Annotated in this window: 12 protein-coding genes; 7 read left to right on the plus strand and 5 right to left on the minus strand. The window is 64.1% G+C overall.

Annotated elements, in window-relative coordinates:
• Positions 1–13 precede the first annotated feature (13 nt).
• Positions 14–502, plus strand: coding sequence for a hypothetical protein (locus tag KBX50_RS27295; RefSeq protein WP_374224738.1), 489 nt, complete (start codon positions 14–16; stop codon positions 500–502).
• Between the two features lie 181 nt (positions 503–683).
• Here the strand turns inward: KBX50_RS27295 and KBX50_RS27300 are convergent, their stop codons facing one another.
• The 5 genes from KBX50_RS27300 to KBX50_RS27320 form a co-directional block, all read right to left on the minus strand.
• Positions 684–1,100 carry a hypothetical protein gene (locus KBX50_RS27300; protein WP_210940554.1) on the minus strand — a complete coding sequence of 139 codons (417 nt, stop codon included), beginning with the start codon at positions 1,098–1,100 and terminating at the stop codon, positions 684–686.
• A gap of 178 nt (positions 1,101–1,278) precedes the next feature.
• The gene (locus tag KBX50_RS27305) at positions 1,279–1,689 is read right to left on the minus strand and encodes a hypothetical protein (protein WP_210940556.1); all 411 of its coding nucleotides are present in this window, start codon (positions 1,687–1,689) and stop codon (positions 1,279–1,281) included.
• Positions 1,690–1,696: 7 nt separating this feature from the next.
• Positions 1,697–2,554 carry a hypothetical protein gene (locus tag KBX50_RS27310; RefSeq protein ID WP_210940558.1) on the minus strand — a complete coding sequence of 286 codons (858 nt, stop codon included), beginning with the start codon at positions 2,552–2,554 and terminating at the stop codon, positions 1,697–1,699.
• 4 nt (positions 2,555–2,558) lie between these two features.
• Complete coding sequence (locus KBX50_RS27315) at positions 2,559–4,745, minus strand: hypothetical protein (RefSeq protein WP_210940560.1); 2,187 nt, start codon at positions 4,743–4,745, stop codon at positions 2,559–2,561.
• Positions 4,742–5,566 (minus strand): hypothetical protein, encoded by an 825-nt coding sequence (locus KBX50_RS27320; RefSeq protein WP_210940562.1) that lies wholly within the window; start codon positions 5,564–5,566, stop codon positions 4,742–4,744. The genes KBX50_RS27315 and KBX50_RS27320 overlap by 4 nt, the downstream gene beginning before the upstream one ends.
• 181 nt (positions 5,567–5,747) lie before the next feature.
• On the opposite strand from KBX50_RS27320, the gene KBX50_RS27325 reads away from it, so the two are divergent.
• The 6 genes from KBX50_RS27325 to KBX50_RS27350 all read left to right on the plus strand — a co-directional run bounded on the left by KBX50_RS27325 (position 5,748) and on the right by KBX50_RS27350 (position 11,329).
• Positions 5,748–6,266 carry a hypothetical protein gene (locus tag KBX50_RS27325; RefSeq protein ID WP_210940564.1) on the plus strand — a complete coding sequence of 173 codons (519 nt, stop codon included), beginning with the start codon at positions 5,748–5,750 and terminating at the stop codon, positions 6,264–6,266.
• A 74-nt stretch (positions 6,267–6,340) separates the two neighbouring features.
• On the plus strand, positions 6,341–7,024 hold the full coding sequence (locus KBX50_RS27330; RefSeq protein ID WP_210940570.1) for a Crp/Fnr family transcriptional regulator: 684 nt from the start codon (positions 6,341–6,343) through the stop codon (positions 7,022–7,024).
• A gap of 180 nt (positions 7,025–7,204) precedes the next feature.
• On the plus strand, positions 7,205–8,065 hold the full coding sequence (locus tag KBX50_RS27335) for a hypothetical protein (protein WP_210940572.1): 861 nt from the start codon (positions 7,205–7,207) through the stop codon (positions 8,063–8,065).
• A gap of 3 nt (positions 8,066–8,068) precedes the next feature.
• A complete protein-coding gene (locus tag KBX50_RS27340) occupies positions 8,069–8,608 on the plus strand; it encodes a nuclease-related domain-containing protein (RefSeq protein ID WP_210940574.1) in 540 nt (179 codons plus the stop codon).
• Positions 8,609–8,768: 160 nt separating this feature from the next.
• A complete protein-coding gene (locus KBX50_RS27345) occupies positions 8,769–10,055 on the plus strand; it encodes a helix-turn-helix domain-containing protein (RefSeq protein ID WP_247674535.1) in 1,287 nt (428 codons plus the stop codon).
• 65 nt (positions 10,056–10,120) lie between these two features.
• Positions 10,121–11,329, plus strand: a complete 1,209-nt coding sequence (locus tag KBX50_RS27350; protein WP_210940578.1) for a hypothetical protein — start codon at positions 10,121–10,123, stop codon at positions 11,327–11,329.
• Positions 11,330–11,400 lie beyond the last annotated feature (71 nt).

The raw sequence follows: 11,400 nt of genomic DNA on the forward strand, positions 1-11,400 counted from the left end.
GGGGTCAAGCCCCGTGCGCTCCCACGCGGAACGTCCACTCGACCTCTTCGTGGCAACGATGGCATGGGGATTCGGCGAGCAGGCGTACGGATGGCACCGCACACGCCGGATCCTCGACCAGGACGGACAACAACGCCTACCCGCGCTCGTGGACGCGCTCCGCGGAAACGCGGACCGCCCGGCGCAGACGTGGCACCTGCTGATGGGCCCGCAGGGTCTACGCGGACTGGGCCCTGCCTTCGGCACAAAGCTTGCCTACTTTGCCAGCTACAACAACGAGCGCGGCGATGGTCCGTTGATCGCGGACCGATGGACAGCGTGGGCGTTCTGGGCCTTCGCGGGAATGTGGGACATCCGATCGTCGCCGCACACCTATGCCGAGTACGTGCACCACTGCCACGCATGGGCGGCCCGGCTACACCGCCGGCCAGACGACGTGGAGCGGGCGTTTTTCCTCGCCGGCCCATACATCCGACAAGTCTGGCGCCAAGCGATGCAGTAAGCCTCCCGGCTGACACTGTCCCGCCGCAGGGTTGAGCATGATGCCCTTCCGGCCCTGAGCGACCTCTCCGTCAGGACCGGACCCAGCCTGGTACCTGCTGACGCGCGTCCGGCGTCGGCATCAGTGAGGCACGCAGCGAACCTGGCGATGAGTAACCCCCCCAGGCCGATCCCACAGATACCTAATCCGCTCCGGCTCGCCGGGCGGCTACCTCGAGAGCTACGAACTCCGCCTCATCGAATACCGCCTCCGTCCACGTCACCAACGTAGCCTTCCGGCGGGTACCGCTTCGCGGCCTCCGCGAGGGGACGTACACGGTCCAGACCGGCGAAAACCCTCTACCCGTCGTGCTTATACCGACAGCTGCCGCTCCCTGATATCGATGTTCGATCACGGCCTTACGCACCTTGTCGATGTCACCGGCATCCCCAGCCGGCTGCTGCCACCGGCGCTTCACCTCAACGAACAGCCGGTTGTTCTCTCTACCCCGCAGACCTCGTCGGTGGACGACAAGGTCCGGCTGCATACGCGTCCTCCTGGCCCTGTCCCGAACCTTCATGGCCCCATCCCTGCCCTGTCGGTCGTACTCGGCGTCCACATGCCACAACGGATCCACGTGCGACACAAGGTGATGGGCGAGGCGAGCGGTCAGCGCTCGCTCGCCGACTCGGTGACGAAGCAGGGGCCCAGTCGTGCACGTACAAGTCGCCGAGAGCCCGCCTCAGCCACATAAGGGTTACTTGCTCCGCGTCGAGGAGTTCGTCGGATCCCATCGGCTATGCCTCGTCGATTCCCTGGTACGAGTACACCTGGACGCCATCCCAGCGGTCGCTCTGGGCGTACAGATGCCCCACCACCGGCGCTGCGGACTCGGATGCACCGACGTACATGCCAGCCTGCGGCATCCTCACCACCGCCGGGAGGAGGCCCGCTGCGGTCGTCTCCACCAGCATCAATCGTCCGTCGACCGGTCCGCCGAGGAACCAGGCTTCCACCGCCGCCACACCAAGATGATGCCCGTCGGCATCCGCGCCGGCCATCGTCCGCCCGGGCCACCGTCGCCGGATCAGCGGGCGGCCGGTCGGGTCGACGTAACTCGCCCGACCTCGCATCGGGCCGACGAGCTTCCAACCACCTCCCGTGCGCATCGGCTCCGAGCCGGCACCCCTCGCTACGGCAGCGGTCACGTAGATGTCACCCCGAGGATGAGCCATTCATGCGTGAAGTCGGCGTTTCTGCGGATCTTGGTGAGTGTGCGTTCAGCCGCTCGGCGAGAATGTCGAATGAGGCGGCACGCTCGTAGGCGTCGCCGTTGCGCAGCTGCTCTCCGAGGAGGTCTTCCAATCGTTGGGCGGTGGCGGTCTGCTCGGCGATGAGGTCACGTACGACGGCGGCCAGACTTTCATTGACCATCTTTGCCGCGCCGCCGGCAACAGGGTTGTCGACCATCTTCTCGAGGATCTCCAGCCATTGCCGGCTCAGGCGATCGACGTACTGCGCGCGTTTAGCGTCCACGTCGTACTCGCAGTCGAGTTTGATCAACTGCTCCCAGTACGGCTTGACTGCCTTCTTCACCCCGTCGTCGAGTTCCACCCAGACGTAGGGCTGGCAGGTCACCCGCACTCCGTTTCGCTCGTACCGCCATGCCCCGCCGTTGGCGAGGTCTCTCTGCAGCTCTACCTCAAGTTCCCTCGCCCGGTGCGCGACGATGTTGCGAGCTCGGGCGGTGGCGAGACGTGTCAGCGCGCGGATGGCGTACGGCATGAAGTATTGTGCGGATCCGCTGAGAGCCTCCCTTTGTATCCCTTCAGAGGACCAGACGAACGTTGCATGGACGTGGAAGGTGAACACGTAGCCGCGCGCGGGCACGATGATCGGTGTCTGGGCGTCCCGCCGCTCGCTCAGTCGGCCCGGTGGTGGTGGCGGTGGTGGCGTGGGGACGGGCTCCGGCCCGCGTAACGCCGCGGCGAGGCGGTGCCAGAGCATCAGCAGCCACGATCCGAACCGGCGCCAGGCACCGGGAGAGTCGGTCGTGTTGACGGTATCTGTCATGTCGTCACTTCCTCATCGCAGCATCGAGCCACTCCGGTAGCCCGTTCTCGAACTGCGGCATCCGGACGAGGTGGAATGTCGTCCGCCGACGCAGGGGCGGTAGGGCGGCCAGGTCGGTGACCAACGCGGCGGTCGCCTTACGCACGGTCTCGTCAGCGTCAGCCTTGGTCAGCCAATGTTCGAATGTGATCCACGCTCTTCGGGACAGGCTGGCTGTCAGCAGGGCCACCTGCCAGAGGCGTACGAGATCGCCGCTGTCGACCTCATGCGCTGCGGCTCTCACCAAGAGCTCAGGGACTCCGGTAGGGGAGTTGTCGACCGGTATCGTGGCCAGACTCAGCAGCGCGCCGCCGGCATGCAGCTGTAGCTGTGGGTCCTCCGACCACTGTGAGAGTTCGACGATGATTTGGGCCGCCCTGTGTGGGGCGTAGAGCTGGTATACGCCCTCGGCAACGGTGTACATGTGTTGCTGCATCGGGTCTTGGGCGATGCGGCGTAGGTCGGACAGGCTCCAACTGAGGTCCGGTTGTTGCAGCCCACTGGCGTACACCCGAGCGGCTGCATCTCTCTGAAAGTTCCGATGTCCGCCAGCCCACTCCCGAATCTGCCGACGGACAAGATGGCCCACCTGACCACCCATGTCCGCCGCGACCATGGCCCAAGCCGCAGCCTGCCGGAGCCGAGGTCTCGGAGAAGCTGCCCAGTCGTCTATGAGGTCGGCGCAGACGCGCGCGAAATCGTGGTGCGCTAGCAGACCGGCCGCCTCGGCGGCGGCTTGCTGCATCGGCTCTTCATCCTCCAGTACGAGGCGGTTCAGCCACTTGAGCAGGGCTGGCCGGGTGCTGTCGAACTCATGCCATGCCTCATCGATGATGACGCCGCGCATAGCGCCGTCATGCAGCCAGGCCGACCGTGACGACCCGCCCCGTAACCGCGTGGCTTCGCGGCCCTCCTGCCAGTCCACCTTGAGCGGTCCGAGCAGCTCCGACACCGGGTACTGCAGTGCCAGCCGACCCCAGTCGAGCCGCTTAGCCTGCCCGTCGATTTCCTCGAGCAGGAGGGCGGCCGCTTCGAAAACGTAATGTAGTGGCTGCCGGGCGAAGACGGCGTATGCGATCCGGAAGGTCCGCTCGTGCTGATCGGCTCGGCGCGGTCGCCGGCTCGCTGTGGCACCGCCGGCGTCCGAGTCCAAAATCTCCGCAGCGCGAGCCCTGCGCCGCGGCTGCGAGCTCTGGATGATCTCGGCCAGCGTGTCCTCGTCGGCCGGATGACCTTGTCCGACGGCCTCGGCGATCGGCACCACCTCGCGAGGTCCGTAGGAACTCGTGAGGGCCTGGACGAGACCGCTGTGGCGGAGATACCCGCGGATGAGTTCGGCGCTTTCCTCGGCAGTCAACGTCAGCCTGTCGCGCAGGTGATGGCCAAGATGAGCGCGGAACACAGCCAAGGGCTCGGGGCGTTGGTGCTGCACCTCGGCGCTGTGCCGAACACCCGCACGCGAGTCGTCATGCCTGATCAGCAGCAGGCTCGCCGACCGTCGTCGAAAGAGATCTGCCAGCAGGCGCATCACGTGGCTGTGCCTGTTTCCAGGCAGCCGAAGCACGTACCCGTGATCCTCCTCGATGCTGTCGCCCGCTCGACTCAGCACTTCCGGCGCGACATCTCCCGGAAGCAGGATCTCGTGCACCCGATCCGGGCCGTGGCGGCGAGCCAGCGCTACGCAGGCGGTGCTGAAACGCCCGGTGTGCGGCCTGCCTGCCAGACAAGCCGTAGACCGGTGGTCGAGCTTGTCCCCGAGTTCTCCGTCTGCGGCCGTCTCGGCGTAGACCGCGAGCAGGTCGGGTACTCCCACCAGGTTCCTGATGACGGGTTTTGCCATCGGTTCACCGGCGTTGTTCACGACGTGAATCGTGTTGTTGTTGCCGAGAGCGTTGACTCCGCGGGCATTGATCCGCGAGTAGGCGGCTGAGAGCTGCGTGCCGTACAGCTCCTCACCTACCTGCGGGTCCATCCGCAAGGAGCCCGGGGTGATGTGCTCCTGCGGATCGATGTCCGGCTCTGGTGCGGCCTCATCCTCTTGACCGACCGGCTGTTCTGCTCGCGGTTTCAACTGCGTCGCGTCGTCGAGTCCACCCTCCCCGGAGGATGTACTGGGCGGCGAGGAATCTTCTTCCGGACTCGCGGCGGTCATCGAGGCGACCCCCACGGGTCGAGGTCCTCGGGGCGACCTGACACGGAGATCGAATTGCCGTTGCCGAACGCGCCAATTCCCCTCGATCGGATGTCCTGGAACACCTGCCCACTCCCAGTCGGCTGGGGGCGAGGCCCGGGGCCCTTACGATCGATACTTTCCGGATCGCTGCCGTCGTCCGGATGATCTCGGACTAGGCCCGGAGGGGCGGGACGCGCATCGGGTGCGGGAATGCTCTCGCCCGGAACATAGATCCAGGCGACAGCTTCGAAGTTCTTCTCAGGCAGCCGCGCCGTCACTTGGCGGAAGTGCTCAGGCCGAAGATCCTGGTACTGGCGGACGATGTCGTGGTAGAGCCGATCCGACACGATCAACACGACTGCGGCGCCCGGAAACTGCCGTAACGCGGCCTTAAGTTGGGGGGAGTCAACCAGTCGGCAGACTGTCACGACGGCCTCGCTCGGGTAGCCGTTCGCCCCGTCGAGATGAACCGGACCTTCGTGCACGCCCACGCGAAGACGGATACGCGCCTCACTACTGAGTCCACGGTTGTGCTCACGCAACAGCCGATCGAGGACCGGAGTCAGGCGCGTGACGACCGCCCGTTCGCTGGTCCCCGGCGGGAGGATGGCCAGTTCACCGTCACCGCCTTGTTGAATCACCCAGGCGGTGCGATCAAAGCCCAACTCCTCGCATGCCGTCGTCATGACCTCCTGGAAGGCCAGCTGCGCTCGGTGCTGCAGGACGTTGTCCCGACCGCTGTAGGACTCCATGTCCACGGCGACCAGGACACGCCGGTCCGGGTCCGTTACGTAAGCCATGCTTTCGATTCCTCACTAGGGCGATGAGTCGTTCGAGGCTTATCTCTACCGGCCGGCCGTTTCGGAGACTCCATACAAATACAGGAAGTGCCTCCACAGTCGAGTCAGCGACAACCAGTACTTCTACCCCTCACCTCATCCCGGTCGAGCGTTGACTCAAACCATGAGACGAAGCCGGACGATGAGCAGCATCGGCGACGACGACACGCTGCGTGATCTCCATGTCGGCCTTGCCGCGGCGGCCTCACTGCAAGCCTCGATCAGGCACGCAGACGCGAAGGCGCTGGGGTTGCTGACGGCCGAGGGCGCGGTGGCCGCAACCGTTGCAGAACAGGTCCTGCCTACGACGCTGCACAGCGTCCCGATCGTTGTCAGCTTCGCGGTGCTCCTCACGGCCGCCATGGTGATAGCCATGACAGTGGCTACCTGGCAGCTCGCGCTGTCGCTTCGGCCCCGCTTGACAGGTGCTGGCGGTGCGAACCGATTCGGGTTTCCGGATCTCGTCGAGTTTGGCAAGCGGCCATCGATCGCCACGGCACGACGGCACAGAGACGAGGCGTGGGACTTCGTAGTGACACTCGCTCGCATCGCGATGACGAAGCATCTGCGGATCCGGCGGTGCCTGCCCTGGTTCCTGATGTCGCTGGGCTTCGCCGGTGGCCTGGCGGTCCTTGAAGCTGTAGCGGGTGCAGCTAACTGATCACCACTGCGAAGTGTAGCGATCTTGAAGCCGAACGTGAAGGATGATCTCTAGATCGGGGGAAGGAGGTGCATATGGAGGAAGCGCACTGGCCACCCGGGACGCTGCTTGGCCGACTCCAGCCATCGACCCGGCAGCGGCTGTTGTCGATAGGAGTCCGGCGCTCGGTGAAAGAGGCCCAAGTGCTCCTCCGCGAGGGCGCGCTGGAGTCCCACGTGATCCTGCTCGATGACGCACTCGTCAAGGTCACAGTTTCCCTGTCGGACGGCCGAGACGCCCTGCTGGCGATCCGCGTCTCCGGCGACGTCGTAGGAGAGATCTCCGCACTAAATGGAACCCCCAGGACGGCGACGGTCACTGCCTGCCGTCCGTCGACCATCCGCATCGTTCACCGGAACGCATTCCGATCCTTCCTCCGCGATAACCCTGAGGCCGCTCTGGAGGTTGCTGGGATCGTCGCAGACCGTCTCCGTTGGGCAAACCGGCGCCGAATTGACTTCACCTCCTATCCAGTGCGAGTGCGTCTAGCGCGAGTGTTGTGGGAACTTGCAGTCGCCTACGGACAACGAGGCCCTGGTGGCATAATTGTCGACATTCGCTTAACCCAAAACGAGTTAGCTACGCTCTGCGGTGCTGCAGAGATCAGCCTGCAAAAGGCACTGGGAGGACTCCGCACGGACGGTATCGTCGCCACAGGCTACCGCGAGATCGTCGTAAGAGATAGCGAAGCGCTGCGCTCAGTCGCCGGTCTTGAATAACTAGCTGCACAGATCGAGCTGCGCCGCCGACACCGCGACCGATAAGACCGGATCCCCCAATCGGCAGCGGCTTGATCAGGCTGACTGTTAACGAGACCCGCTGTCTGAACGTTGCGGCACTGTTGACCTAGGAGGACGCGATCGATGACCGCGAGTAGTTCCACGTACTACACTCCGACCATGCAAGCCTTGCTTATCACTACTTTGACCGAGGTCGACAGCGATGAGCTACGGCACGTTGTTGACATCGCGGCCCGCGAGAACGTTGAACTCGTCGCGACCGGCGCTCTAGGGGCGGGTGCCTACCTGGCGGCAAGCATCGAGCCGGAGACCCGTGCTGCAATCGCTATTCTGCCCAGGCGCTCCGCCGACCATCCGGGATGGTCAGCGCTGATGGTTGAGGTGGGCATCTGCCTGGGAATGGCGATCCCTCTGCTGCTAATCGTAGATCCGGGCGAAAAGTTGCCTCCGGCGCTCGCGCCAGTGCGGCATGTGCGGGCCGGGCTCGACGACCTAGACTCATTGCGCCTCCACATCGGGATGTTCCTACGTGCCGTCCGGCAGGTGCCCCTAGCGGTCGGAAGTCGCACCACGCGCCACACCGCAAAGGTGACGTCCCGTGTCGGAACATCCGACTCATGGGGCTATGCCGGAAACAAACTCCAGTCAAGTGTCGAAGATCTACTTAGCAGTTCCGGGGCGCTACTCGATGCCGCCGTAGATGGTGATCGCCCCGGGGTTGACCTGGCATTCGCTGTCGACGTCCGCGGCGTCCCCACGACGGTCGTCGTGGAGGTGAAGTCATTCTGGGGCCACTCGGCACCGACGTCGGCTATTCAGCAACTCTCCCGGCACATCGAGGAAACTGGGGCTGACCTCGGCCTCCTGATCACAGACAAGTCCCCTGCAGGAGCGCTCGTGCGTCAGGCCCCAGCGAACATCCTGGTCTATTCGCTCAAAGACTTTAGTGAGGCATTGCGAACAACCGGGCTGGAGCGACTGCTCCGCGAGGCGCGCAACCGCGTCGTCCACGGGGCGTGAGAGGTGGATCCACGATCGATCAAGAGTCTGCTGGAGGCGGCGGCAGAAGCGCCACACAGCCAAGGAAAAGGCAAGGCGTATGAGGACCTGGTCACTTACCTTTTCGAATCCGTGCCAGGCTGTATCGTCGACCGCGACATCACCAACGTGTTCGGAACCGAGCAGATCGACCTCGCAGTCGGCAACATTCACGAAGTCGGTGGATTGCGCCTGCTTCCCCCTGTCTTCTTGGTGGAGTGCAAGAACTGGGACGAACCCGTCGACAGCCAGGCGGTTGGGTACTTCTTCAACATCCTCGCGAGTCGATCACTCGAACTGGGCGTCCTCATCGCCGCGAACGGGGTCACCGGAGACCTGACTAAAGGTCATCACGCTCACGCTCTCGGGTTGGGAGCGGCCCCTCGCGGGATAAAAATGATTGTGATAACAACCAAGGATCTCTCCCGTGTCGAGAAGCTATCCGACTTCATTGAACTCTTCCACCGTCGGTATCTTCGGGCCTGCGCAACAGGGCAGCTCGGCGCTCCCGGACCCGACGAGTAACTGACCCCGGTTGTTGCTGGTTGAGCCTCAGTCACACGTACTACGTAGCGCTGGTCGGGTTGACCATCGGGGTGGGCCGGGCGAGCGCAGCGCCCTCGCCGCATGCTGAGCGATGGTCAGGGACCTTGTCGCAGGCAGGTACTACGGTGTCGTGGTGTCGATGAGGTGGTCTCGGATTCATGCCCAGCTTGGTGAGGTTTCCGGCGAGCTTACCTACCAGCTTCTCGCCTCCGCGGTGACGGAGCAGATGCCGGAAGCGGAGGACCTCGACTGGAAAGCGACGCTACCGGGTAAGGACGACACCCAACTGGATGAGTTCGCCAAGGACGTTGCCGCCATGGCCAACACCGCCGGCGGCCTCATCGCATACGGCGTCGCTGAGGACCGCGGAACTGGCCGCGCCAAGTCCATGCAGAACGTCGACATTTCGGAGGGCAGTCGGCGAAGGCTGCGTGCGCTGGCCGCCAACCGTATCCACCCACCGGTCCTGGGACTGGACCTCGTTCCCCTCACCAGCGACGACGGGCAAACAAGCCTGCTCGCCCTCTCGATCCCACGCAGCCCGGACGCGCCGCACCTCATCGGCCGCGGCAACCGCCTTGGAGTGCCCTACCGGTCGGGCCCCGAGACGCACTGGATGCAAGAGGGGGACCTCGAGCGCGCCTACGCCAACCGGTTCAGCCGTCGAGCGGACGAGCACGCGCGGCTCGCCGAGATGGTCGAGGAGATGGTCGAACAGCTTGAGCCCGACCGCGCCTGGATCGTCGCCGCCGTACATCCCCGCGCGCCACGGCCTGCCATCAGCACCGTACCGACCCGCGGTGACATTGCCGTGGTCCTGGAGCAGGCCCTGAACAGGAGCAACGAACTCCTACCCCCGAGTGCGTTCGACCGCTACATGCTGCTGCGCGAACTCGACCAGGCAGCACTCAACCCACGAGTTGGCCTGCGTCGGTGGATCCCCCAAACCCTGCCGTCGGCCAGCCCTGACGATCGCTGCCACTTTGTTCACGTCCAGCTTCACCACGACGGGGCAGTCGGCTTCGCCGTCGCACTCGAAGGCTGGTACGACCCCTTGTTCCCCAACCGCCACCACGTTCCGCACACCTTGATCGAGAGCTTCGCAGCCGACCTCGTCACACTCAGCAACACCTACGGACGCCATTTGGGCGCGCAACTGCCCTCCGCACTTCGTGCCGAGCTCATCAGACCCGACAGCAGCAGGCCTTTCGTCTTGATCGGCCGTGAACGTCACGGAGCATTCGCCGCGGAGGCCGTCGGACAGATCCGCGGTACCCGAACCGTCCGCAAGGTCACCCCGATCCTTACCGAAATACCGGCACCAGCAGGTCCCGACGACCTGATGAAGACCGCTCGGTCAATCACCGAGGACATCCTCCACCAGTTCGGGATGGCCAGCCTCCCGCTACTGACCGGGCGGGGGTGACGGCCATGAGCCGTCGAAGGGCCGCAGCGAGAGCAACTACGGATCACGCTCCCAAGCTAGATAGTTTGGCACCCAAGGTTGACAAGGAAGAACATGACGTCTACGTCTCGGTGCTCAAGCGGGCTATCGACGAACAGACCGATGTACGCAACATCGCGCTGACCGGCACCTACGGCACCGGGAAGAGCAGCATCCTGCGTACTGTCGCGAAGACCTACCCCAAAAGGGTCATCGAGGTGTCCTTGTCGACGTTGGGCGTGCAGCCGGCGCCCGACGAACTCGGCGACGAGGGCAACCCTGCCGCGATGACAAAGACGAACCTTATCCAAAAGGAAATCGTCAAGCAGCTGCTCTATCAGCAGATGCCCGCAGATGCCCCCGAGTCACGCTTCCGGCGCATCAGTCGATTTCCCCGCTGGCGTGAGTTCTTGCTCGCTCTCGGTGTTGGTCTGCTCCTCGTTGTCCTCATGGTGGCGACAGGGTTGGACCGGCCCTTGATCGCGTTCACGGGGACCGACCCTGTCAGTCGGCCCGACTGGCTACGCACCCCGCTTGTCTACCTCGCACTCGTAGTCACCCTCACCGTGACCGTCTACTTGATGCGCCTTCTGCTGCACGACAGGCTGAGGATTGAGCAGGTCACGGCAGGGCCTGCCAGCATCACGCTCCCGCCCCGCTCGACTAGCTACTTCGACGAATACCTCGACGAAATTGTCTACCTCTTCGAGACCAACCAGCGCGACATCGTTATTCTGGAGGACCTCGACCGATTCGACGACCCGCTCATCTTCGAGACACTACGGTCACTCAACAACCTGCTGAACACCGCCAAACAGCTCAAGGGCCGTAGGATCAAGTTCATCTACGCCCTACGCGACAGCATCTTCGAGAAGCTCGGTCGCGACGAAAGCACGGGAATCACCGACGAAGCCAAGGCGGAACTTGTCCGGGCCAACCGGACAAAGTTCTTCGACCTTGTAGTACCCGTCGTGCCGTTCATCACCCACAAGAATGCCCGCGACCACATGCATAAGCTCCTGCGAGAGCGTGGGCACTCGATCTCCAAGGAACTCGTTGACCTCGCTGCACGGCACCTAGCGGACATGCGGCTCATCCACAACATCGTCAACGAGTACGAGGTGTTCAAGCACCAGCTCATCGACGTCGCTACACCCGTGCCGCAACTCGACGACGAGCGCCTCCTCGCGATGGGTCCTCGGGAGTGTGTCGATTTCCGTGTTTGGGCCTGTGGTGTGATCGATGCTGTTAGATGATGATCCGGTCGCCGTAGGCGAGGATCAGGGCGTTGAGGGCCTTGGCCCAACCGTAGACCCGGCCGGTGATG

It is taken from the genome of Micromonospora sp. C51, assembly GCF_018070435.1.
Classification (GTDB): Bacteria; Actinomycetota; Actinomycetes; order Mycobacteriales; family Micromonosporaceae; genus Micromonospora; species Micromonospora sediminimaris.